Source organism: Rhodospirillales bacterium, assembly GCA_023898785.1.
Taxonomy (GTDB): Bacteria; Pseudomonadota; Alphaproteobacteria; order Micavibrionales; family Micavibrionaceae; genus TMED27.
The window spans coordinates 914,487-937,070 of the sequence record CP060239.1 but is presented as its reverse complement, the minus strand read 5'-3'; the positions used below and the strand labels follow the sequence as shown (position 1 = coordinate 937,070).

General features: G+C 57.5%; 23 protein-coding genes and 3 pseudogenes. 23 read left to right on the top strand and 3 right to left on the bottom strand.

Going from position 1 to position 22,584, the window contains the following annotated elements; translation table 11 throughout:
- On the bottom strand, nucleotides 1-1,305 hold the full coding sequence (locus tag H6859_04885) for an integron integrase (GenBank protein USO06513.1): 1,305 nt from the start codon (nucleotides 1,303-1,305) through the stop codon (nucleotides 1-3).
- Between the two features lie 232 nt (nucleotides 1,306-1,537).
- Here H6859_04885 and bla point away from each other — a divergent pair, with 232 nt between their 5' ends.
- The 3 genes from bla to ere(A) all read left to right on the top strand — a co-directional run bounded on the left by bla (nucleotide 1,538) and on the right by ere(A) (nucleotide 4,792).
- Nucleotides 1,538-2,440 carry a class A beta-lactamase gene (bla, locus tag H6859_04880; protein ID USO06512.1) on the top strand — a complete coding sequence of 301 codons (903 nt, stop codon included), beginning with the start codon at nucleotides 1,538-1,540 and terminating at the stop codon, nucleotides 2,438-2,440.
- 145 nt (nucleotides 2,441-2,585) lie between these two features.
- On the top strand, nucleotides 2,586-3,407 hold the full coding sequence (locus H6859_04875; GenBank protein USO06511.1) for a nucleotidyltransferase domain-containing protein: 822 nt from the start codon (nucleotides 2,586-2,588) through the stop codon (nucleotides 3,405-3,407).
- A 158-nt stretch (nucleotides 3,408-3,565) separates the two neighbouring features.
- Nucleotides 3,566-4,792, top strand: a complete 1,227-nt coding sequence (gene ere(A) / locus H6859_04870) for an EreA family erythromycin esterase (GenBank protein ID USO06510.1) — start codon at nucleotides 3,566-3,568, stop codon at nucleotides 4,790-4,792.
- A gap of 52 nt (nucleotides 4,793-4,844) precedes the next feature.
- Here ere(A) and H6859_04865 read toward each other — a convergent pair whose 3' ends face one another.
- Nucleotides 4,845-5,003 carry a hypothetical protein gene (locus H6859_04865; protein USO06509.1) on the bottom strand — a complete coding sequence of 53 codons (159 nt, stop codon included), beginning with the start codon at nucleotides 5,001-5,003 and terminating at the stop codon, nucleotides 4,845-4,847.
- On the opposite strand from H6859_04865, the gene H6859_04860 reads away from it, so the two are divergent.
- The 19 genes and pseudogenes from H6859_04860 (at nucleotide 5,002) to H6859_04770 (ending at nucleotide 21,086) form a co-directional block, all read left to right on the top strand.
- Nucleotides 5,002-6,285, top strand: a complete 1,284-nt coding sequence (locus tag H6859_04860) for a phage late control D family protein (GenBank protein ID USO06508.1) — start codon at nucleotides 5,002-5,004, stop codon at nucleotides 6,283-6,285. The genes H6859_04865 and H6859_04860 overlap by 2 nt on opposite strands.
- Nucleotides 6,278-6,652 (top strand): DUF882 domain-containing protein, encoded by a 375-nt coding sequence (locus H6859_04855; GenBank protein USO06507.1) that lies wholly within the window; start codon nucleotides 6,278-6,280, stop codon nucleotides 6,650-6,652. Before H6859_04860 ends, H6859_04855 begins: the two co-directional genes overlap by 8 nt.
- Nucleotides 6,649-7,068: a DUF1353 domain-containing protein gene (locus tag H6859_04850; GenBank protein USO06506.1), complete on the top strand. Its 420-nt coding sequence runs from the start codon at nucleotides 6,649-6,651 to the stop codon at nucleotides 7,066-7,068. Before H6859_04855 ends, H6859_04850 begins: the two co-directional genes overlap by 4 nt.
- Nucleotides 7,061-8,110: a baseplate assembly protein V gene (locus H6859_04845; GenBank protein ID USO06505.1), complete on the top strand. Its 1,050-nt coding sequence runs from the start codon at nucleotides 7,061-7,063 to the stop codon at nucleotides 8,108-8,110. The genes H6859_04850 and H6859_04845 overlap by 8 nt, the downstream gene beginning before the upstream one ends.
- Nucleotides 8,111-8,122: 12 nt before the next feature.
- The gene (locus H6859_04840) at nucleotides 8,123-8,497 is read left to right on the top strand and encodes a hypothetical protein (GenBank protein ID USO06504.1); all 375 of its coding nucleotides are present in this window, start codon (nucleotides 8,123-8,125) and stop codon (nucleotides 8,495-8,497) included.
- A complete protein-coding gene (locus tag H6859_04835) occupies nucleotides 8,494-8,757 on the top strand; it encodes a PAAR domain-containing protein (protein ID USO06503.1) in 264 nt (87 codons plus the stop codon). Before H6859_04840 ends, H6859_04835 begins: the two co-directional genes overlap by 4 nt.
- A 10-nt stretch (nucleotides 8,758-8,767) precedes the next feature.
- Nucleotides 8,768-9,076, top strand: coding sequence for a hypothetical protein (locus H6859_04830; GenBank protein USO06502.1), 309 nt, complete (start codon nucleotides 8,768-8,770; stop codon nucleotides 9,074-9,076).
- Nucleotides 9,073-10,083, top strand: a complete 1,011-nt coding sequence (locus H6859_04825; GenBank protein ID USO06501.1) for a hypothetical protein — start codon at nucleotides 9,073-9,075, stop codon at nucleotides 10,081-10,083. The genes H6859_04830 and H6859_04825 overlap by 4 nt, the downstream gene beginning before the upstream one ends.
- Before the next feature lie 12 nt (nucleotides 10,084-10,095).
- Entirely contained in the window at nucleotides 10,096-10,986 is an 891-nt protein-coding gene (locus H6859_04820) for a hypothetical protein (protein ID USO06500.1), read from the top strand.
- On the top strand, nucleotides 10,986-11,903 hold the full coding sequence (locus tag H6859_04815; protein ID USO06499.1) for a GPW/gp25 family protein: 918 nt from the start codon (nucleotides 10,986-10,988) through the stop codon (nucleotides 11,901-11,903). Before H6859_04820 ends, H6859_04815 begins: the two co-directional genes overlap by 1 nt.
- Before the next feature lie 82 nt (nucleotides 11,904-11,985).
- Nucleotides 11,986-15,486 (top strand): DUF4815 domain-containing protein, encoded by a 3,501-nt coding sequence (locus tag H6859_04810; protein USO06696.1) that lies wholly within the window; start codon nucleotides 11,986-11,988, stop codon nucleotides 15,484-15,486.
- 12 nt (nucleotides 15,487-15,498) lie between these two features.
- A complete protein-coding gene (locus H6859_04805; protein ID USO06498.1) occupies nucleotides 15,499-15,756 on the top strand; it encodes a VrlD in 258 nt (85 codons plus the stop codon).
- A gap of 249 nt (nucleotides 15,757-16,005) precedes the next feature.
- Nucleotides 16,006-16,284, top strand: a pseudogene (locus H6859_04800) (amidoligase family protein).
- Nucleotides 16,278-16,694 (top strand): annotated as a pseudogene (locus tag H6859_04795) (DUF5049 domain-containing protein). The pseudogenes H6859_04800 and H6859_04795 overlap by 7 nt, the downstream one beginning before the upstream one ends.
- Entirely contained in the window at nucleotides 16,679-17,476 is a 798-nt protein-coding gene (locus H6859_04790) for a glucosamine 6-phosphate synthetase (protein ID USO06497.1), read from the top strand. The pseudogene H6859_04795 and the gene H6859_04790 overlap by 16 nt, the downstream one beginning before the upstream one ends.
- A complete protein-coding gene (locus H6859_04785) occupies nucleotides 17,473-17,997 on the top strand; it encodes a gamma-glutamylcyclotransferase (GenBank protein USO06496.1) in 525 nt (174 codons plus the stop codon). The genes H6859_04790 and H6859_04785 overlap by 4 nt, the downstream gene beginning before the upstream one ends.
- Before the next feature lie 157 nt (nucleotides 17,998-18,154).
- Nucleotides 18,155-18,475, top strand: coding sequence for an excisionase family DNA-binding protein (locus tag H6859_04780; protein USO06495.1), 321 nt, complete (start codon nucleotides 18,155-18,157; stop codon nucleotides 18,473-18,475).
- Nucleotides 18,472-20,688 (top strand): ATP-binding protein, encoded by a 2,217-nt coding sequence (locus H6859_04775; protein USO06494.1) that lies wholly within the window; start codon nucleotides 18,472-18,474, stop codon nucleotides 20,686-20,688. The genes H6859_04780 and H6859_04775 overlap by 4 nt, the downstream gene beginning before the upstream one ends.
- A gap of 59 nt (nucleotides 20,689-20,747) precedes the next feature.
- The gene (locus H6859_04770) at nucleotides 20,748-21,086 is read left to right on the top strand and encodes an ImmA/IrrE family metallo-endopeptidase (GenBank protein ID USO06493.1); all 339 of its coding nucleotides are present in this window, start codon (nucleotides 20,748-20,750) and stop codon (nucleotides 21,084-21,086) included.
- A 319-nt stretch (nucleotides 21,087-21,405) separates the two neighbouring features.
- Here the strand turns inward: H6859_04770 and H6859_04765 are convergent.
- Nucleotides 21,406-21,546 (bottom strand): annotated as a pseudogene (locus tag H6859_04765) (IS1595 family transposase).
- 386 nt (nucleotides 21,547-21,932) lie between these two features.
- Here H6859_04765 and tnpA point away from each other — a divergent pair.
- Entirely contained in the window at nucleotides 21,933-22,361 is a 429-nt protein-coding gene (gene tnpA, locus H6859_04760) for an IS200/IS605 family transposase (GenBank protein USO06492.1), read from the top strand.
- Nucleotides 22,362-22,584 lie beyond the last annotated feature (223 nt).

Genomic DNA, 22,584 nt, shown 5'->3' with positions numbered 1-22,584 from the left:
TCAAAAATCCAACGGACTGCGAGGCTCTTTCTTTGTCGAACTTTTGACCGTATGCGTATAGATCATTGTTGTCTGCACATCACTATGCCCCAGTAATTCCTGTATCGTCCGGATATCGTAATTTGCCTGAAGAAGATGACTGGCGAAGCTGTGGCGGAAAGTGTGCGCCGTCACGCGCTTTGTCAGCGTTGTGGAATCGGATGCCGCTTTGATGGCCTTGTTCACATGCGACACATGCAAATGATAGCGTCTGAACTCATTTGCGCCTGAAACTTTTGTCAGCAATATGGCCGGGAAAAACCACTGCCAGATAAATTCTGTCGGAGCTTTTGGATATTTGCGTTCCAGTGCGTGTGGCAGAAACGTCCCGGCGAAGCTTTCCGTAGACAAATCCTGATCAAGAATGGAGCGAACCACCTCCAGTTGAGAACGAATAGCCGGAACCAAGGTTTCGGGCAAAGGCACCGTTCTGTCCTTTCCGCCTTTGCCGTCATGAATTGTCAGCACACCCATCTCAAGGTTGAATGCGTTCACTCGAAGATCCAGACACTCCGATATCCGGAGCCCACAGCCATAAAGCAGTTTTACAACAAGGTCAAAAGGAGGCTCAAGTTTACTTAGAACTATGTCGATCTCCTCCCGGGACAGGACCACCGGCACGTATTTACGCCGCTTGGCGCGTACAACGCCATCAACTTTTCCGAATTCTTTGCCCAGAACGTGTCGATAAAAAAACAACAGCGCATTGAATGACTGATTCTGTGTTGAGGCCGCAACATCCCTTTCCACCGCCAGCCACGTCAAATACCGTTTGACATCGTCGGCATCAAGCAATGTGGGGGACTTGCTCCGGACAAAAGCCTGGAACTTTCTGGCCCAGCCATAATAACTCGATAGCGTTTTGGCAGAATAATGACGAATCCGGATTTCTTCCCTGAGCCTTGTCAGTTCACCCACCCAGGACGCACCTTCAGATTTCATGGTGGCCGGAGGCAGTTTTGAGATTCTTTCAGGTTCGCAGGCAGGTGTCGGCAGGGCATCTTTCGTTTCCCCGGCCATTCGGTAATACAAACGAACGGCACGTGACGCTTCCTCGATCTGGAAAGGGTGCTGACCTTTGTCTTGCAGCTTTTCGGCGAATAGACCAAGGCTCAGTTCGTCAAGGTATCCATTCCCGTATTTGTGGCAGAAATCCAGATAATAGCGTAGCCATTTCCGGTGCTCGCCATGACGGTTGGCATCAACCGCCTCCCGTTCCAGCCAATCGTCATATTTGTCCAAAAGCGCCTTCGGCAACGTGATCATATGGGATATCCTCTTCACATTTATTATGAAAATAATATGATATCCATAAGGAAAAATTTCAAGTATTTTCTTGAAATTGCCAATTGTTAAGTGTAATCTAGCATTTTTTGAGTGGAGTTGTCTGATCGGGCACTCATGATCGGCACCACCTAAGACGAGATATAAAGAAACGAATTAATAATTTGTTGAGCAAAACACCCGCAAAATGATAACCAAAGGGAGAAACCATATTATGGAGCGGAGAAATTACAGGCATTATTTGACATCTATCTTTCTAATTTGTCTTGCAGTAACTGTTTGGGTACTCCAGGCAAAGGCAGCCGAACCTCAAAAATTGATTGGTGAACAAATTTCTATGATCGAAAAACGTCATGGTGGCCGCCTCGGTATTGCTGCGCTCAATACTGCGACTGGCATGCGTATCGAGTACCGTTCAGCAGAGCGGTTTGCAATGTGCAGCACATTCAAATTCATACTAGTGGCGGCAGTTCTCAAGCAAGTTGATGAAAAGAAGATCTCCCTGGATCGTGGAATTCCATATACTACAGCCGATCTTCTCGATTGGGCACCTATCACAAAAAAGCACGTATCTGATGGGGCAATGACTGTAGAGCGACTCTGTGCAGCGGCCATCGAATACAGTGACAACACGGCAGCGAATCTCCTTCTCGACTTGCTTGGTGGGCCTAAGGCTGTTACTGCCTATGCGCGATCTCTGGGCGATTCAGTGACTCGCCTGGATCGAAACGAACCATCATTAAACGACAACTTACCGAATGATGATCGCGATACCACCAGCCCTTCATCGATGGTGGAAACGATGAACAAGGTTCTCTCGGGCCATGCCCTTTCTCCATCTTCTCGCAAGATTCTCGAAAATTATCTACTCGCTAATACTACGGGTGCAAACAGGCTACGCGCCGGTATCCCTTTGGATTGGCGTGTAGGGGACAAAACGGGCACCGGCAGTAACGGAGCCGTCAACGACATTGCTGTCATGTGGCCACCAGATAGGTCACCGATTTTCGTAGCAGTCTATTATTCCGGTTCCCCATCTCCCAACTCTGATCGAGAAGCAGTGCTCGCTGAGGTGGGCAAACTTATCGCTATCGAATTCAACAAACGCAGTCACTAGAATAGCAGGGAAATATGAGGGGTCTCAACTCTATATAAATGATTTGAAGTGATGATCCCAACCAGCCGGTTGCACGCCGCCCCGCCCGGAAAACCGACCGGGCGATGCGGGTGAACCGGGCAACCCGTTGAACAGAGAGGTAAAAATGGTACAGCAGACGATGATCGAGAGTTTCCGCGAGAGGTGTCATCAGGACAATCGTGTTGTTTCCGCGCTGATGTTCGGATCATTTGCGACTGGTGAAGGGGATCGATTTTCTGATATTGAATTCGCAGTATTTATCAGCGACGAGTCATTCGATGAGTTTGAACAGCGCACGTGGCTTAATACGGTCAGTCCAGTAGCGGCTTACTTCCAGGACGATTTCGGCCACCACACAGCACTTTTCTCAAACGGAGTACGTGGCGAGTTCCACTTTATGCGAGCCTCAGAGCAGTCAGTTGTTGCCGGCTGGCAGGGTTACGGGTGGTTTCCTACGCTTGACGCTGGTGTTGTGCTGGATCGAGCGGGCGAACTGTCCAAATATGCGCGGGTTCTGGTGGGAGGACCCCCCAAACGTGAAGGGGCTGAACTGGTGGAGGGGCTGGGCCTTAACCTTATAAACCTGACGCTGTTTGGTGCAAATCTTCTTAATAGAGGCGAATATGCTCGTGCATGGGCCTTGTTGGGTAAGGCTCACGAAAGCCTCCTAAAGCTAGCTCGACTTTACGAGGGGAAAACCGACCATTGGCCCACCCCTTCGCGGGGACTGGAGACCGATCTTTCCGGTAGTGCATATCATCGCTACCTGACTTGTACGGCCAGCGCTGAATGTGTTCCTTTGTACAGGGCCTATCGTGAGTCGTGGGCGTGGAGTAGAGAACTCGTGGATGCTGTTGCCAAACCACATAACATCGAACTCCCACAATCTGTCATGGCACAGGTGGACATTCTGCTTGCTAACGTAGCAGCAGATCCTGGTGGGTGAGTCCTCTTTGGCAACAGACGCAAAATGCTCAACCAGGAAGATGCACCGGCCCAAAAAGGACCGGCCGGTGATCTCCCGGCCCGTTATGCTCTGTGAGCCTGGTTATTGGCGAAGCGAAAGTATGACGATTTCAGCAATAAACGCAAAAGGATAAAAAAATGACATGGAGAACGACCAGAACACTTTTACAGCCTCAAAAGCTGGAGTTCAATGAGTTTGAGATTCTTAATCCCGTAGTTGAGGGCGCCCGAATTGTCGGCATTGGCGAGGGTGCTCACTTTGTCGCGGAGTTCTCACTGGCTAGAGCTAGTCTTATTCGCTATTTTGTCGAGAGGCATGATTTTAATGCGATTGGTTTGGAATGTGGGGCGATTCAGGCATCCCGGCTATCTGAATGGCTCAACTCAACAGCCGGTGCTCATGAACTTGAGCGATTTTCGGATACCCTGACCTTTTCTTTGTATGGCTCAGTGCTGATTTGGGTTAAATCATATCTACGCGAATCAGGAAGAAAACTGCAGTTAGTCGGAATCGATTTACCCAACACCTTGAATCCAAGGGACGACCTAGCGCAATTGGCCGAAATTATCCAGGTCATCGACCACCTCATGAAACCCCACGTTGATGCGCTGACTCAGTTGTTGACGTCCATTGATGGCCAGTCGGCGGTTATTTCATCGGCAAAATGGGGGGAGTTGGAAACGGCTCAGCAGGAGAAAGCTATCTCAGGGGTAACCAGATTGAAGCTCCGTTTGGCGTCGCTTGCCCCTGTCCTGAAAAATCACGTCAACAGCGATTTTTTCCGAAAAGCCTCTGATCGAATAGAGTCGATAGAGTATACGTTGGAAACCTTGCGTGTAATGAAAGCTTTCTTCGATGGTACCTCTCTTGAGGGAGATACTTCCGTACGTGACTCGTATATGGCGGGCGTGGTGGATGGAATGGTTCGAGCGAATCCGGATGTAAGGATAATTCTGCTGGCGCACAACAATCATTTACAAAAAACTCCAGTTTCCTTTTCAGGCGAGCTTACGGCTGTTCCCATGGGACAGCATCTCGCAGAGAGGGAGGAGGGGGATTACCGTGCGATTGCATTCACCCATCTTGGACTCACCGTGCCGGAAATGCATTTCCCATCGCCCGACAGTCCTCTTGGATTCTCTGTTGTGACCACGCCTGCCGATGCAATCCGTGAGGATAGTGTGGAACAGTATGTCATCGATGCCTGTGGTAAGGAGGATTCATGCCTGACATTGACAGATGACCCCATGGAAGCAAAGCGAATGCGGTCCCAAAGCGCCTCTGTAGAAACGAATTTGAGCGAGGCATTTGATGCCATCGTCTGCGTTCCCAGCGCCGGCAAGGACAGCCTGGTTGCCCTATAGGAAACCAGAAATGAAATGAAGGAGCATAACCTGCCAATCCACCGGACGGTTTTCAACCGCCGGTGATCAGCGCGTTATGCACATAACTCTCAATTGCCACACACCCTCCATACGCCAAAAGATTTTCAAACCTAAAGCTTGATCCCCCCCGACACCTCGCCATGCCTTCCGGTAAGTAAGCAGGGAACTGCGAACCGCCGGAGTAACGCATGGATCTGGATACCTTCAAGCCGACATTTCTGATTCAGATCGAGGGGCAAGACCTCTCGAAGGACATCACCCAGGAGATCACCTCGTTCGTCTTCACCGATAACGAGGAGGAGCTGGATGTTCTCGAGCTGTCGGTGACCGACCGCAACCTGCAGTTCGTCGACGATCCCCTGTTCCAGGAAGGCAATGAGATCGTCGCTCGCTTCGGCTACGTGGGTAACCTCTCTCCGCGCAAGAAGGCGGTCATCAAGGACATCGATTACGACTTCCCGGAAAACGGCGATCCAACTATCCGCATCAAGGCATACGACAAGGGCTTCAAACTGGCGGGCAAGGAAAACCAGAAGGTCTGGCAGAAACCCGCTCCCGGCATCCTCTATTCGGAAATCGCCGAACAAGTCGCCGCAGCCAACGGCCTCACGCCAGTGGTCACGGCCACCAAGGGAACCCATCTCCGCGTCACCCAGAGCAACATCTCGGACGCCCAGTTCCTCAAGGAGCTGGCGGAAAAGGCCCGTGACCGCGATGGCGACGGCGTGAGCGGCTATGTCTTCTACATCCAGGACGACGAACTCCATTTCCATCCCCGCGAGCTCGACCAGACGCCGCTTCTGACCCTCGAATATTTCACCGACACCAAGGGCCTGCTGCGCTCGTTCCGCCCCAGCACCCAATCCCAGGGAGCCAAGGGCGCGGGTGTCGAGACCAAGACGGTCGGTATCGACCCGCGCAAGAAGGACGTGGTCGAGCACAAGGCCAACAACGCCACCACGCCCGAGCGGACGGCCCTGGGCAAGCAGACCTATTTGGTCGACGGCAACACCGGCGAAGGCAGCTTCAAGGAACAGGAGACGGGACAGATCGTGCCCAGCTTCGACCGTTCCGAAGGCTTTCACGAAGAGCCGCGCCAGGAGCCCGCCCAGGACAACGCCGAAGGCAAATTCCGCGAGGCCGAGCTGCGGCAGGTCGAGGCGGACGCGGCCACCATCGGCATTCCCCAGCTACGCGCCAAGAAGAACGTCGAGATCAAGGGCGTGGGACGGAAGTTTTCCGGGATCTACTACTGCCACTCGGTGCGCCACAGCATCAGCGGCGCTGGCTATCTCTGCGAACTCAAACTCAAGAAGAACGCCCTCGGCAAAGGCGCGGGCGACAAGTCCGCCGAGTCCCAGGGCAAACCCAACGATAAGGAGGCCCCGCCCACGCCGCAAAACGAGCCGCCAGCCATGGTGACCATCGACGCGGATTCCGGCGCGGTCACACAAGGAGGCGGCAATGGGTGATCTCAGTAAGAATTTCAACCGTTCGGAATTCGCCTGCAAGGGCAAGAACTGCTGCGGCCATTCGGCTGCGGTCCATCCCGACCTGGTCGACGCCCTGCAGGCGTTGCGCGACCGCATCGGCAAACCGCTGTCCATTACCAGCGGCTTCCGTTGCAACCGGCACAATAAGGCGGTGGGTGGCGCGGAGCAGAGTTTCCACACGCTGGGCATGGCGGCCGACGTGAGCTGTCCCGCAGGTGTTTCGCCCGAGCAACTGGCGGTCATCGCCGAGGAAATTCCGCTTTTCCGCGAGGGCGGCATCGGTGTCTATGCCTCCTGGGTCCATCTCGATGTGCGCCAGTCGGGCAAGGCGAGGTGGCGGTCATGAGCGCCGAAACCAAGACCCTGTTTTCGGGCACCGCGCTGGGACTGTCCGGGCCTCTTCGGGTGGAGATCCTGCCCAATGGAATGACCGCGAGGTTGACCCAGCCGTTCCGTGTCCGCACCGGCGCTGGCCGCATCATCGAAGTGCCCGCTGGGTTCGAGACCGACTTCGCCTCGGTGCCGCGCCTGTTCTGGCGCGTGGTGCCGCCCTGGGGACGATATTCCCCGGCGGCCGTCGTTCACGACTATCTCTACCACACCGGTAAGGTCTCGCGGCTTGCTGCCGACCGCCTCTTTCTCGAACTGATGGCGGCCCTGGGCGTGCCTCTGTGGAAAAGGCAGGTCATGTATTGGGCGGTTCGCCTGGGCGGTTGGCTGGCCTGGGACGCCAGTCGAAAACGGGAGGCGGAGCATGCTTGAAACCCGCGACCGACATTCCGAGGAGCGCTACCGCAACCGCTGGTACGGCAAGTACCGGGCCTTCGTGCGCGACAACAACGACCCCGAACGCCTCGGCCGGGTCCGCCTGGAAATCCCCGCCGTGCTCGGCAGCGGGCGGGAGAACTGGTCCGAATGGGCCGCTCCCTGTTTCCCCTACGGCGGCAACGACGACACCGGCATGTTCCTGATCCCCGAGGAAGGAGCTTCGGTCTGGGCCGAGTTCGAGGGCGGCGTCGTTCAGTATCCGATCTGGACCGGGGTCTGGCTGGCCAAGAGCAATCCCGGTGAGCAGCCCGAGGAATCCAAGCGCACCTGCGCGAATGCCTTCTGTCATGACTGTGAGGACAAGGTTGAGCATCAGGCCAACCGGCACGACGATCTCGAACACAAGAAGTACCACGGCCATCCGCCGTATTACTGCCCACGCCTGAAGGTCCTGTTCAAGACCGAAACCGGCCACACCATCCTTGCCGATGACCGCGACGGCGACGAACTGCTGCGGATCATCGACCGCGCCGGACAGATCCTCACCATGGAAGGGAAGGTGAAGCCGGAGATGCAGAGCGGCAACGCCCTGCGCCGAGGCACGAAGGACGCCGAGAAAGGCGACCAGCTCGACATTGCCTCGCAGATCGTCGGCTCCCGCGCCCGCATCCAGCTCACCGACCTCTGCCGCCAGCAGGTAATCCTCGAAGCCTGGCAGGACAAGGAGAAGGTCCACATCCTCTCGTGCGACAAGGGCCGCTCGCGCTGGCAGAAGATCCTCATCGATACCACCAAGGGTCGGGAGAAGGTTCACATCTGGGGGCTCAACGGCACTCAGGAAATCCTCGTCGACTCCACCGCCGCCGCCGAACAGATCCGGCTCACCGACAAGGCCGGTCAGGTGGTGCGCATGAACGCCGCGCCCGGCCAGGAGAGCATCAGCGCCACAGACAAGTCCGGCAGCCTCGTGTTCATGGATGGGGTGGCCGGAAACATCATCATTCGCTCGACAAACACCGTCTTGATCAACACCTGAAGGAAGCATCGCATGGGAGAAAGAACAACAACACCCTCCGGACTTTCGGCCAGCGAGGAATTGCTGGCCCGGACCTTCGATCATTGGCGGGAGGAATTCCGCAGCATCCTCGAAAGTCACCGCCGGGAAATCCAGGACCGCCTCGAGAAGATCGAGCGTGAAATCGAGAAGAAATCGGACAAGGAAAACGTCGAGGTGCTGGTTCGCTCGATCTATTCCGATCTGCACCGGCACGCCGAGGAGATCGACCGGCTGCATGCCCGGGTCGGCTCCAAGATGGGGACCGAGACCATGTGGAAGATCGTCGGCCTGGTGTTGACCATCGGCAGCACCATCGGCGGACTCATCGGCTTTCTGATCCATCTATTGCTGAAGGTGAACCCATGAGCTCCCAGGCGCGACTCGGCGACATCAGCAGCCACGGCGGCGTCATCATCACCGGGGCGAGCCGGACGCTGGACAACGGCATGCCGGTGGCCCGCATGGGGGATCTGCACGTCTGTCCCATCCCGGGGCATGGCGTGACGCCCATCGTGACCGGCAGCTTCGACACCATCACCGAAGGATTGCCCAACGCCCGCATCGGCGACATCACCGCCTGCGGAGCCATCATCGTCACTGGCAGTCCCGACACCATCGACAACTGAGGGGGACGCCATGAACAATCTCGAACAGCCGCAGGAACCGCACTACTGGGATGTCTTCCCGAAGCTGATCCGGGTCTCGCGATCCCCATTCGTCCAGCGCATTCCGCTCTCGATCCGTGGTCTACCCGAAGCGCCTGTGTTCGAATCGTCCAATCCCGACGTGGCCAGTGTCGATGAGGACGGCAATGTCGAGTGCGGCTTCGTTCCCGGGGCGGCCATGATCCTGGTCTGGGATTCGCCCGAGCGGCTCAGCCTGCGTCACGTCCAGGTCGAGGTCTATGGCGGCGGCGTCTCCGCACCGGTGGAGGTTCCTTCATGACGGATACCGCGCCAGACTATAGCCACTGGGAGGTTCAGCCTCGCTCCATCCGCCTCTCCGCTGGCGAGTTCGAGCAACGGGTTCCGCTCTCCCTGCGCGGCGACGTGGACGCCCCGGTCTTTGCCTCCAGCAATCCGGAGGTCGCGGAGATCGGGCCGGACGGTGTCATTCGCTGCGGCTGGACCATCGGCAACGCCGTGCTCATGGTCTGGCGATCATCGGTCCGGGACAGCCTCCGCCATGTTCTGGTGGAGGTCCGCGATCCGTCCTGGTTCGCCGACCACCCGGACTTTGCCAGCGGAGCATCGGTCTTCCTCAGCGGCACTGTGGTCAACGCCCTCAACACCAGCGGCGTCGGCAACGCGCTGATCGAATTCCGCCGCTCGGAAACCGGCCCGGCGGCGTTTCAGACCTTCGCCAACGCCTATGGCGGGTTTGAGCTGTCCGTGCCCGAGGGATTCTATTACGTGGAGGTCACAGCGCCGGGATACATCGCCTGGCATGGCTGGATGAACGCCGACCCCAACACCTCCGGCGACATCCAGATCGTTCTTTCGCCCGAACTCGACGGCCAGGTCGCCCGCATCGTGTTGCAGTGGGGCCTCAACCCCAGGGATCTCGATTCCCATCTCACCGGACCGACGCCATCGGGCAGTCGCTTCCATGTGTTCTATTCCCACACCATCGAAAACGAGGCTGCGGAATTGGACGTGGACGACACCAGCTCCTACGGGCCGGAGACCATCACCATCCATCGGCTCATCCCCGGCGTCTACCGCTACGCGGTCCACGACTACACCAACCGCAACGCCAATCCGAGCACCGGCCTGGCGCAGTCCGGAGCATCGGTGAAGGTGTTCATGAGCGATGGCCGTGAGCAGACCTTCACCGTTCCCAACGCCCCGGGCACGGTCTGGACCGTGTTCGAAATAGACGGTGCGACCGGGACAGTGACGCCGGTCAACGCCATGAGCTATCAATCCCAACCCGCCAATGTCGGCATGTAATGGAGGTTGTCCATGATTTCGGAAGAACCCGCCGATTTGCAGGCCACCATCGAACAGACCGATTCCGGCGAACAGCAGTATGTACTGCGGGCGCTCTGCGATCACCTGTCCGGCATCCGTGAGGAGCTTTCCGGCATCCGCACGTTGCTGGAGGCCGGTCACGCCGCCTCGGAGGCGATGCGTGGCCAGGCCCAGGCCTATCTTGAGGCCCAGCAGGCCAGGACCCAGGAGTATCTGGACCAGGTACATATCGAGCCGAAGCCCGATTTTTATCCCTTTGTCGAACTGCCTGTGGGCACCGAACCCAGGGATCTGCCGGATGGCAACCGGCTCTTCACCTTGCCCGACGGCATGATCCTGCGGACTACGGACGACCAGCGAATCTGCGTTATCGACGGAGGGAAACAGCAGGTCATCACCCCCGGACCCGGCACGGCCATCGAGGTCGCCCCGGGACGCCTTTACACCCTGGTCGAGTCCTATCTGCGTTCGACCCAGGAGGCAGCCGGTATCAGCGGACTGCCTGCCGGGATCGAGCCGACCGCCATGGGCGCGGAACGCTTCGCGGTGGTTCTGCCCGAGGGCATCCGCCTCGACGTCGATCACCGGGAGCGGTTCATCACCCTGATCAACCCGGCCGGACCTATCGACATCATCGGCATCGGCCGCATCGAGGGCATCGGCGAAACTATCGCTGTCCGTCTGCTCTCCGGCGGAGCCAAGGGATTCCAGTGCGGCCAGTCCGGCCACGGTGGGCTGATCGAGGCGGACGGAACCATCCAACTGGGTCTGAAAAGCGGTCTGGATTTGGTAGTCCGGTTCCAGGGAGAAGCCATCGACGACGGCGCACCGGAAAATGGCTGCTCAGGACAATGCGGCATCGACTGCGAGGAGCGTACTTGATGAGCTACGACTTTCTCGGCAAGGGGTTGCGTTACCCGTTCCGGTTTCAGTCGCTATCCGGCGGCACACAGGTCTCGACCGCCACCTCGCGGGAGCACGAGCATATCCGCGAAAGCATCCTGCAGATCCTCGGCACCCGGATCGGCGAACGGTTTATGAATCCGGAGTTTGGCTCCCGGCTGAAGGATCTGGTGTTCGAACAGAACGACGAGGTGCTCAAGGGCCTGCTGCGCCATTACGTGATCGATGCCATCAAGCGCTGGGAAAAGCGGGTGATCATCACGGAGGTGCGCTTCGACGACCGGCCGCTGAACATCGACGGCAACCTGCTGCTGGTGCATATCGCCTACCGGGTGATCCAGAGCCAGGTGGACGGCAACCTGGTCTATCCCTTCTACAGAGAAGACCCGAACAATCCCGCGCCCAGCTATCCTCAGCCAGAACCCGAGCCGGAACCGCCGCTGGTTCGCAGCGTGCGCCTGTCGCCGGACGTGCGCTCGCTTTTCAATCTGCTCTGGTTCGACGCGGCCGAGATGAGCCCCGATCCGGATGATTCCTTGATCTGGCCAGCGGGAGAATACGAAGTCGCCTACATCGAGGGAGCCTTTCAGGACCGCAACGGCAAGTGGATTGTCAGCGATCCGGGTGACAACCACGGCCATTACCTGGTGTTCGAGGGAGCGCCCGAAACCGAAGCGCCCCAGGCCGAGCACGCCCTCTATCTGGCCGCGAGCGGTCTGGGCTTCGACACCCAGAGTCAGGCGGAAGACAACGCCGCTGGCACCGTTCACCGGATCACCACCCTGGAGCCGGGCCGCATCGGTCTGTTCTATTTCGAGGGCAAGAAGGAATCCCACTACCTCAACAACACCTCCGGGCAACCCAATCCCGTCTGGCAACTGCGCGGCCCGCTCTGAGGCATCACGTCTCCGACACATCCAGGCCCCTTCCGGTAAGTAACCGGCGTGGCGAGAGCATCAGGCGCTCTCGCATAAGCGCATCCGCTACCATCAGGATCGCGACCTGCTGGATTCCGAACTCAACGAGCAGCAGGACATCATCAACCTGGAGCGGCGCAAGATCGCCGACATCCTGTTCAAGGAAGGCTCCATCATCATGGGTCTGGAGGTCAGCGCGGCCGCCAACGTCCTGACCCTGGCCCCGGGCGTGGTCTACATCGACGGCCATCTCGAACAGGTGAGCGGCGCGACCCTGACCTATGATCCGGCCACCACCAGCGGGGCCGACTACGTTTACGTGGAGCTGCTGAAGTACAACTACGGCTACACCCAGGACCCGGCCCTGATCAATCCGGCCACCGGCGAGCCCACCGCCGAGCGGGAAAAATGGGTTCTTTCTCTCAAGGCCACGGACACCAGCGGCCAGACGCTGCCCAACAACGTGGCCGAGCGCCGGGTGATCCCGATCTACAAGTTCGACCGCGAGAGCGGCGATGTCACGCCCACGGTGCAGGAGAAGTCCAACCTCTACCTGCGGGATCTGCTGGGCACGCTGCCGGGCAGCCGGATCACCGTCTCCTCGATCACCGAGGATCAGCTCTCCTTCGCCGCCGCCGAGGGGCTCAATTCCCTGATTCAGAATCTGGCCGAGCGCACTTTCGACCAGGCCGGAAGCTATCTGGTGCGGGGCTTCGACACCTTTATCGGCGGGGTCGACGACGACAGCGTGGAGGCGATCACCAATGCCGGACGCGCCTACATCCAGGGCTTCCGGCATCAGCGCGATCTGCCCACCTCGACCCTGGTGCCCAAATCCATCGCCACCAAGTCGGTGCGCGGCGAGCAGAAAACCTTCGACATCAACAAGCGCCGCTATCCGGTCAACTCCACCCCGCTCAAGGAGACGACCCAGGTGGAGGCCATCGTCGAGATCACCCGTAACGTCACTCGCGGCTCGGTGGGCGGCGGCGAAGACCTGCTCGACCCCAATCCCGTGGTGGACATTCTCGAGGTCAGCCAAGGGGCGACCATCTTCCAAGAGGGCGTGGACTGGCAGCAGTCGGGCAACCATGTCGACTGGCTCGGCTCCGGCAACGAACCGGCCATCGGCACCACCTACACGGTGCGCTGGACCTACACCAAGCAGATGGTCAAGGGTACCGACTATGTGGACAGCGGCTGGTTCGGCCAGGCCAACCATCCGGCGGCCGGAAACTACTTCTATCTGGTGACCGCCTACAACGCCACCGGCGAGACGGCCTTCAACGCCGCTGCGGTCGTTGCCCGGGTCACCGCCGCCGGGGAGATGAACAAGCTCTCCTGGCTGCCGGTCAGCGGCGCGACCGGCTATCGCGTCTACCGGGCCGCCACCAACGGCGCACGCACCGATTACAAGCGACTGATGGAGCTGGGCAGCGAGGCGCTCTCCTACGTCGATGACGGCGTCGAGGAGATCGGCACCGCTTCGCCTCCGGCCACCAACACGGCCGGACTCACCATGTCGCCGGTCCAGCTCGAGCTGGGCAACCTCAACGTGATCAACTTCGGGCGCGGCAGCCTCGGCGACCAGCCGGTGAACGGCTCCAACTGCAGCCTGGACTACGACTATTACCTCGGCCGCCGCGACATCGTTTACGCCACCACCACCGAGATCAAGCGGCTCGAAGGGGCTCCGGCGGATTTCCCGAAACTGCCCATCGTGCCGGAAAACGCCCTGGGGCTGTGCAGCATCGACTGTCCGCCCAACTCCACCGACATGGAGATCCGCAACTTCGGCCTGACCCGCATCACCATGGACCAGATCCACGACATCATCCAGGACGTCGAGGACCTGAAGTACAACGATGCCCAGTACCAGATGAACAACGAGCTGCAGAACCGGGACGCCCAGACCAAGAAAGGCATCTACTCGGACGACTTCTCGAACACCGCTCAGTCGGATATCTACCACGCCGAATGGGACGCCCGGGTCAATGAGATCGCCCGTTTCGTCGCGCCGGACCGCATTCCACACTCCACCGTGCTCTCGGTCGATCAGGCGGGCAGCAACGCGAGTTTCTTCGGCAGCCTGGCGCTGTTGCCGGGCAACGAGACCGTGCTGGTGGAGCAGAACGACTGGTCCGAGGAGCGTAACATCAACCCCTATGCGGTGTTCGACAAGCCCCCGGCCATGCTGCAGATCACGCCCAACCTCGGGCGGCGCGGCCAGACCGGCATCGCCGTCACCGGCATCAACTTTACGCCGAGCAAATCCGGCATCGTGCTGCGCTGCGACGGCCAGGTGATGGCCAGCAACCTGATCAGCGACGAGGCCGGTCGGGTCAGCGCCTCCTTCACCATTCCGACCAACGCCCGCAACGGCAACCGGATCGTGGAGATGGCCGACGGGGTCTACTCGGCCCGGGCCAGCCTGCAGATCAACGATCCGCTGGTCATCACCCGCATCGAGCGCATCATCGAGAACCGCATCATCCGCGTACCCGTGGTGCAGGTAGTCTGGCGCACCCAGACCATCTTCGTGCCCCGTGACCCGCTGGCCCAGACCTTCAGCTTCACCCAAAACCAGGTGATCTCCAGCATCGGTCTGCAGTTCACCGCCAGGGACCCGAGCATCCCGGTCACGGTGCAGATTCGCGGCGTCACCACCGGTCTGCCCAACGGCGTGGTGTTCGCCGAGAAGGTATTGGCCCCGAACGAAATCAGCCTGAGCGGCGAGACCCGCATTCGCTTCGACGACCCGTTCTACGCCGAGGCCAATACCAGCTATGCCGTGGTGCTGCTGACCAACAGCACCAATTACAAGGTCCGCACCGCCACCCTTGGCAAGATGGGCCGCTGGGGCATCATCACCCGGCAGACCTACATGGAGGGCGTGCTGCTGGAGAGCTCCAACGCCGAGACCTGGACGCCGCTCAACGGCTCCGACCTGGCGATGAAGATCTACGGTTACAACTTCCAGTCCGAGGGGATGATCCGCTTCCAGCCGATCACCGGCGTGCAGTTCTCCGACATCAACCTCGACGAATACTCGGCCATCCCCCAGGGCACCGGCCTCGACTGGGAATACTCCACCGACGGCGGTGTGACCTGGGACGCCATGGTTCCCGCCGAGGAGGAACGGCTGCCCAACCTCGCCACCCGGGTCCAGATCCGCGTGCGCCTGAGCAGCTCGCTCTCCAACGACACCCCGGCCATCAACTTCCGCGACGTCAACCTGGTGGGCTACCTCAACAAAACCACCGGGGCCTACCTGACCCGCGAGAACGAGCTGACCCAGGGGGTGGAATCGACCAAGGCCTATGTGCAGATGCAGATCCCCAGCGGCACCACCCTGCAATGGTTCGCCAGCAACGACGGCGGCCTGACCTGGGAGGCGATGACCATCCAGGACACCCGGCCCATCGACGAGAACTGGACCGAGTACACCCTGGTGCGCACCTTCGCCGACAACACCGGGAACAAGGTCCGTTACAAGGCCGAGATGACCGGCACGCCGCTGATCTACCCGCGCATCCATTCGCTGGGCGCGACCCTGAGCTAAGGAGGCACGGCCATGATCGTTCGACGCAAAGGCGGACTGACCGAGTTCATCCCTTCGCCCCAGGAGAAGCGCGACGGGCTGATCCGCGACCACGCCCTGGGCCTGCTGGAGAATCTGCACCAGCGCCTGGCGCGGCTGGAACGGGCGTCAAAGCTCCCGGCTGACGAAGCGGAGGCCTTCACGGCGCTGCTGGCGCGGATGCGGGCCGACGAGTCGCGCAACATCGAGCTGCACGCCAGCCTGATCACCTCCGATACCGCCTCCGGCTGACCGGCTCACTGCCACCGCCAACCCAGAAACCCCGGATACGGCCAGCCCGTTCCGGGGTTTCTGCCGTCTGTGCGTCGCCTAATCCGGCCAAACACGCAAGTCATTGAAAATAAAGGTGTTAAATGTCGGCTTTGGCTGTTCTTCTACTTGATTTGTGTCCGGAAAGAAGCATTCATTCATGGTGTAAGCGAAGGCTAAAAAGCCTTGCCTGGCAACGACTTAGAAGCGCCATGAACGACGGAGGCACGCATGAACCTGAAAGAGATCCACTACGGGATCGAGATCGAGACCGTAAAACGCACCCGGGAGCAGATCGCCTGGGCCATCCACTCGGTGGTGGGCGGCACGGTCCGCCATGTCGGCATCCCCAGCAGCTATGACCCCTGGGAGGTCGAGGACCTGCGCGGCCGCGTCTGGAAGGTGGTGGGGGACGCCTCCCTGACCAGCGTTCCGGCCCATCTGCGGGCCGAGGTGGTCAGCCCGGTGCTCGGCTACGACGACATCCCGCAACTGCAGGAGGTGGTCAGACGCCGTTTACCGCCAGCCGTGCGCCCCGGGACTACATGACCGAGGTGCTCTCCGGCATCGAAGGCGGGCCGACCCAGTCATTGCCGGAGGACGCCGCCGCTGCGGCCGCCGAGTTTCTCACCCGTCTGGCCCGGCACGGCCTGATCGAGTTCCTGCCCGACGACAAGGCCAGCGATCCCTGGCCGGAACGCTTCCTCGAAGCCCTGGAGACGGTGCGACTCTCCGGGCGCACCAACATGCTCGACCACCCGGAGGTGACCCGGCTGACCGCCGAGATGGGCTACCCGGAGGTGGCCGAGTGGCTGGCGGACCACCGGCGCGAATACGCGGCCTTCGTTCTTGAGGGGACAAGACCCCTCGGCAAGAACTTCAGCGGCAAGGAGGACCCGGCTCCATGTGCGGACAAGTAGGCATCATCTTCGGCCGCAAGCGCAGACGGCCCGACGAGCGGGATTACCTGCGCGAGCTCTTCATCCGCATGCTGCTGCACAGCGAGGAGCGCGGCCCGCACGCCTCCGGTCTGGCCTGGCTCAAGACCGACGGCAGCCACCGCATCTTCAAGCGGCCGATGCGGGCGCACGAACTGGTCTACGAGAAGCCGTTCCAGGAGCTGCTCGGGCAGGTCGACAACGAGACCACCATCCTCATGGGCCACACCCGCTGGCGCACCCGGGGCAACGAGTTCAACAACCGCAACAACCATCCCATCCGGGCCGGGATCGTCATCGGCACCCACAACGGCACCATCTACAACGCCGATTATCTGTTCCGCCGTCTCGGTCTGCCGCGCTACGCAGAGGTGGACAGCGAGCTGATCTTCCGCCTGGCCGACCGTTTCGCGCCCGAAGGCCCCATCGACCAGGACGGCCTGAAGAAGGCGCTTGCCCTTTGTCGCGGCCAGATGAGCGCCGTGCTGGCCTCACGGCTTGACCCCGGCACCATCACCGTACTCAAGGGCAACAAGCCGCTCTGCCTGCGCATCCACCGCCAGCACCGGGTGGTGCTCTACGCCTCGGAGGCCGCCTTTATCGACTTTGCCGTGGACAACGAGAAGGGCTGGCGCGAGCTGGAGGTGCCGCCCATGACCATGCTCACCATCCGCCACGAGGATGTGCGGGCCATCGAAAACAGCGAATTCCGCTTCATACCCCAGGAGCGCAAAGGGACACTGCCCGAAGGAGTGAATGCATGAACATTGGAGACACCGCGAAGCTGAACACAAACCCGGAAGACACTTCCGAGACCATCCTCCGGCTCTTCGTTTACGGCACCCTGAAACGGGGCTACTGGAACCATCAACGCTTCTGCGCCCAGGCCCAAAGCATCGAACCGGCCGTGGTCTGGGGCAGGCTCTATCATCTCCATGCCGGATTCCCGGCCCTCGAGGTGCCCGAAGGTCTGATCCTGGCCAGGGGCACAGCCGATCCACTGGCGGACGCTCGCAGGCAGCAGGAGATCGGCACGCCGCGCTTCGGCCGCCCGACCGGGGACTGGGATCTGATCCACGGAGAGCTGGTGACCTTCACCGACCCGCTACGTGACCTGCCGCCCATCGACCGGCTGGAGGGATTTCGGCCCGGCGGGCACAGCATGTACCAGCGGGTAATGGTGGCGGTGCTATGCGGGCGCACCTCGATTCCCGCCTGGACCTATTGGATGCCATGCCCGCCTTCCGCGGAAAGAGTCGCCAGTGGCCAGTGGTTACGCCCGTGAGCCGATCTTTGCGGCCTTATCCGGACGAAAGCGTTTGACAATCGGCCCCTGCCTAAATATATTAGAGGATGTTTTAAGTTGGGGAAGCTGCGCCCAGCATCCCCGTTACCGCCTCTGGCGTGGCAAGAAAACCAATCGCCCTTGAGGAGTTGGAGATATGGCCGAGATAGAAGATCGCTGGTTATCAGTAGACGAAATAGGCAAGTACCTCGGTGTCAGCAGTGACACCGTTTACCGTTGGATCGACAAGCATGCGATGCCCGCCCATCGCATGGGCCGTCTTTGGAAGTTCAAGAAAGACGAAGTCGACGAGTGGGTGACTGTCCGCGAGTGTGCCAGGTTGCAGACGTTTCCCGACAATTTTGATTTTCCCCATTCGGCCACGTCTAACATCATGCAAATTGGCAACGCCGTACCGCCGATTCTGGGAAATAAAGTTGCAAGAGCTATCGCCAAATATCTGGAGGGCGTGAAATGAAATCAGAGTCGCTAATAACGCAAGTCGTCGACATCACACCCACCCCGAGAATCCTTAGAACGTTGGGTGACATTCCGTTTGCCGCTTGGCAATGCTTAGCGGAACTGACCGACAATTCGCTGGACGCTTTTTCTGAGGCCGAAAACAAGGGGAAAGTTATAAATGGCCCCAGGGTCGATATCCATTGGTCCAGTGATTCTGTCGCCGCTTATGATAGAGAAATTGTCGTTCAGGACAACGGTCTCGGCATGGAACTCGAAGTCCTCCAGAAAGCTGCCAAGGCGGGGTATTCAAGCAACGATCCTATCCACAACCTTGGACTATTTGGAATGGGTTTCAATATCGCCACAGCCCGACTTGGAGATGAAACTCTTTTCCTTTCGGCGACTCCAGATGGAACTGAATGGGTTGGAATTAAAATCAGTTTTGAACAATTGATAAAGGAGCAAACCTTTTCCGCTCCGGTTGTTAGGGAACAAAAAAAAACTCCTGACGAATCCGGCACTAAAATAATTGTCAAGAGCTTGAAGGACGGTGTTTTCGCGGAAATAAGGAAAAAGGAAAGCGCGATAAGAAGGCAGCTGGAGACAATTTACACACCGATACTCAGCAGGAAAAAGGTTTCAATATTTGTACAGGGAAAACAGCTTTCCCCCCGTCCACATTGCGTTTGGAGCGATTCAAGGTTTGTGGTTCGTAAAGGGGTTCGAGTAGAGGCGATCCAAAGAATAAACCGAGACCTCGGAGAGACATACTTCGACTCTCTGAAAAATCGCTATCTGACCGAAGACGAAGCCGCTGATCTCGATGTCTCGATTAGTAAAGGTGGTGTTTCTCAGACACACATAGTCAAACGTGCCCGTCGGCTTAAGGGTTGGATTGGTATTCAGCGGTATGCCGATCCATCTGATTTTGGTGTGGATTTTGTTCGTAACGGACGGAAAATACTGGTTTCCGACAAATCCCTTTTCGGCTACGAAAATCCGGATACAGGAACTTACACGTCTGAATACCCAGTCGAACTAGGATCGACTGTTGGCGGGAGAATCGTTGGCGAGCTCCATGTTGATTACCTGATCCCGACGTATCAAAAGAATGGGTTTGATATCACAGACAGAGCATGGCGACTCACACTGGAAGCCGTTCGAGGCGCTGGACCGATTCTTCCCAAGAAAAGGCAAGCTTTGGGATACGATGGGGACAACGAGTCTCCTCTCGGTAGATTGGTTAACGCATACAGAAGAACAGACCCTGGCACAAAAAATCTCGCGGTTCCTAATTCACTGGCGAGAGAATTCGCCAAGCGTTTCTTTTCCGGGGACTTGGAGTACGAAACCGATGATAAGTGGTACAAGGTCGCTCAGGAATCAGACAGAGAACGGGGGGATGGCGGTAAAGGATTGACTCCGGTAAATTCTGGAGAAACTCCGTCAGATGACATTTCTAGCTATTTGCCCGGCGCTCAATCTGGAACTGGCTCTCATACTGCCCCCCCTGTCAGTACTCCACCACTGCCATCACCTACTGTGGCTCCCGTTCCGGCGACTTCTGACAGAGATCTCTTGATTCAGCATTCTGACAAAGAGGAATCACTGTCAGGAAAATACTCTTACGACACAACTCCCGGAATGGAAATAACCGCCTGGAGAGTGCGTGACAGCCAAATCAAAATCCAAGGAAGCAGAGTGCCATGTCACCTTTATCAGGATGGAATCGAGGTTGATTTCTTTTTCGACCCGACTCATCCAATTCTATCCGAGTATCCACTTTCCCCTAAACAATTGTTGCTGCAGGGCTTGGCAGAAAAGTTCGCGCTCCGTGATCCTGGCGTGTCTATTCAAGCGGCGTTTATTGGGCTCGTTGACAATCATTTGCTTGAAGAACGGATCAATCCCCAAGCTCTACAAGAACGGGCGCATTCGATTGTTTCGTCAATACGCGAAAAGCTACCTTCTTTGCTCGGGCATCGATTTGCCAAGGTAAAAGAAGTTATCCAGTCTGTTGAAGCTGAAGAGGAAGAACTGGCAAAACGCCTGCTTGATGAGGCTCCAAATCTGCTCGGTGCCTATCAAGACTCCAGTGAAGAATCGATTCAGTCTCTGGCGTTTGTTTGCGACACGACTATAAAACGGCTGATAGAAATCTCCCTCGTGATGGTGTTTCGTATCATGAAGCGGACCACGGCACGGGGAGCGCTGGCTTTATCGAGGTAGCGAAAGGGCATGGAACCCAAGATGCTGGAAAGAAAAAGGCTAAGGTGCTGTACCACCTGGTGGTAAACCAAAACCACTCGAAAGAGGAAAAATTCGCAACGATTGCCCACGAACTAGGCCATCTCTATTGCGGCCACCTCGGAACGCCAAATGAAAACTGGTGGCCAGATCGCCGTAAGGAACACATCAACATTCGAGAGTTCGAGGCCGAAAGCGTTGCCTGGCTTGTGTGTGAGCGGGCAGGGATTAAAAATCCGTCGGCAGAATACCTCAGCGGATACCTGAACGATAACGCTCAGATCCCCCAAGTTAGTCTGGAAAATGTTCTGAAGGCTGCCGGAATGATAGAGGCCATGACCTTGAGAGGCCTTTCGCTGCGCAAAGAGGTTGTTGTCTGATGTTGGCTGGCACCTCAATTCGATTCCCGTTTTGGGAACCGAACCGGCGTCCGAAAACCGGATTCAAAGTTGTTGCGGTTCGTCGCCAGGTATCCGGTTTTACTGCAAACCCGTCACCCTCGTCCGGTGCCGGGAAATCAGGGGAGAAATTCGTTTCTCTGGTCGGGTTGGTGGGAAGTGGTTGTGCGAGATGACTTCGGCGTTTATTATCAATGAGTTACGAGTAGCGCGGGCTTTGAGACTGTTTTGCGGTAAGTCAGCGTTCCCTCCACCATTTTTTTTGAAAAAGTAATTATCTTTAAGGGGCTGCCCTAGATAATCAGCCTATATGTTTTCTAACCCATTGCTTTAACTGTGATAATTGATCTATCGGGTCACTGTTGTTAAATCGCCATTCACACTCCTTTAAAAATAAAGGGAAATGCTTGGCAGGAATACCGTTAAATTTTCGCATGTGCCTCACTAAGACTGGTGATGATGGATTTGACTCTTCTTTGCACGCGTCCGCGTTGCGCCACTGAATAATCAATAATAATTTTCTTCTTTCGGGATGGATTTATGATGAACAAAGCACATTGTTTTGCTCTGATACTTGGCCCGAATCTTGTTGCCGGTTCAGCGCATTCAGCTATTACGCTGAACTTTCTACCAAACAGCCTAACCCCTCGCCAAAAAAACAGTTACAACTGCTCAAAAAATGGATAAAATCGAGACAATTAACCTAAACATCTATGCCAGCCCCTAAAACAATTATTAATATTATGTAAATTTATGCGGTCCGTAGGACAGAACACCACGGGTTTACCCGTGGATGAATGAGCCCGGAGGCGGTATGTTGTTTCCGTTATGGAAGTTATTACGACTGGGCACAGCGCTTACCGCCTCGAATATCACGTGGTTTGGGTCTGCAAATACCGCCGGAGGGTCCTGAAGCCTGGTGTCTGTGCATACGTGCACAGGGTTCTTCTCAAGCTGTGTCGAAGTATGCCCGGCGTCACGATAGAGACGATTGGCTTTGGTCAGGATCACCTGCATATGGTCATGGTGATACCCCCGAAATACGCAATAGCGTCTGTTATGGGCACGATGAAAAGCCAATCGGCGAGCGCCTTGCACAAGCGGTTTGATTTTCTTGCCAAAGTTTACTGGAAGGAAAATATTGTGTGGTCGCCGGGCTACTTCGTAAGCAGCGTAGGCGTTGATGAGCACGTTATTCGCCGTTATGTAGAACGTCAAGGACACCGGGATTCAGGTCAATTCCGCGAGGAATTGTAATGCGCAAAGCGCGGCGCAGCCCCATAGAACCACGGGTTTACCCGTGGGTATCTATAACATAAATATCTGTAACCTTTTGTGTTTGTGACATTTTCTTTGACATTCTTCCAAAAATCTCTATAAATCCCCATATTCCTGAGAAGCGGGCACATATGCCCGCGTTGATCATTGTATCAATCCTAAAAGGGGAATCGGGACATGAACTTAAATGATTTGTCTATGA

Bases quoted from the DNA above. Each gene is read 5' to 3' on its own strand.
- H6859_04885 (USO06513.1), bottom strand. From the start codon at position 1,305: ATGATCACGTTGCCGAAGGCGCTTTTGGACAAATATGACGATTGGCTG.
- bla (USO06512.1), top strand. From the start codon at position 1,538: ATGGAGCGGAGAAATTACAGGCATTATTTGACATCTATCTTTCTAATT.
- H6859_04875 (USO06511.1), top strand. From the start codon at position 2,586: ATGGTACAGCAGACGATGATCGAGAGTTTCCGCGAGAGGTGTCATCAG.
- H6859_04860 (USO06508.1), top strand. From the start codon at position 5,002: ATGGATCTGGATACCTTCAAGCCGACATTTCTGATTCAGATCGAGGGG.
- H6859_04865 (USO06509.1), bottom strand. From the start codon at position 5,003: ATGCGTTACTCCGGCGGTTCGCAGTTCCCTGCTTACTTACCGGAAGGC.
- H6859_04855 (USO06507.1), top strand. From the start codon at position 6,278: ATGGGTGATCTCAGTAAGAATTTCAACCGTTCGGAATTCGCCTGCAAG.
- H6859_04850 (USO06506.1), top strand. From the start codon at position 6,649: ATGAGCGCCGAAACCAAGACCCTGTTTTCGGGCACCGCGCTGGGACTG.
- H6859_04845 (USO06505.1), top strand. From the start codon at position 7,061: ATGCTTGAAACCCGCGACCGACATTCCGAGGAGCGCTACCGCAACCGC.
- H6859_04840 (USO06504.1), top strand. From the start codon at position 8,123: ATGGGAGAAAGAACAACAACACCCTCCGGACTTTCGGCCAGCGAGGAA.
- H6859_04835 (USO06503.1), top strand. From the start codon at position 8,494: ATGAGCTCCCAGGCGCGACTCGGCGACATCAGCAGCCACGGCGGCGTC.
- H6859_04830 (USO06502.1), top strand. From the start codon at position 8,768: ATGAACAATCTCGAACAGCCGCAGGAACCGCACTACTGGGATGTCTTC.
- H6859_04825 (USO06501.1), top strand. From the start codon at position 9,073: ATGACGGATACCGCGCCAGACTATAGCCACTGGGAGGTTCAGCCTCGC.
- H6859_04820 (USO06500.1), top strand. From the start codon at position 10,096: ATGATTTCGGAAGAACCCGCCGATTTGCAGGCCACCATCGAACAGACC.
- H6859_04815 (USO06499.1), top strand. From the start codon at position 10,986: ATGAGCTACGACTTTCTCGGCAAGGGGTTGCGTTACCCGTTCCGGTTT.
- H6859_04805 (USO06498.1), top strand. From the start codon at position 15,499: ATGATCGTTCGACGCAAAGGCGGACTGACCGAGTTCATCCCTTCGCCC.
- H6859_04790 (USO06497.1), top strand. From the start codon at position 16,679: ATGTGCGGACAAGTAGGCATCATCTTCGGCCGCAAGCGCAGACGGCCC.
- H6859_04785 (USO06496.1), top strand. From the start codon at position 17,473: ATGAACATTGGAGACACCGCGAAGCTGAACACAAACCCGGAAGACACT.
- H6859_04780 (USO06495.1), top strand. From the start codon at position 18,155: ATGGCCGAGATAGAAGATCGCTGGTTATCAGTAGACGAAATAGGCAAG.
- H6859_04775 (USO06494.1), top strand. From the start codon at position 18,472: ATGAAATCAGAGTCGCTAATAACGCAAGTCGTCGACATCACACCCACC.
- tnpA (USO06492.1), top strand. From the start codon at position 21,933: ATGGAAGTTATTACGACTGGGCACAGCGCTTACCGCCTCGAATATCAC.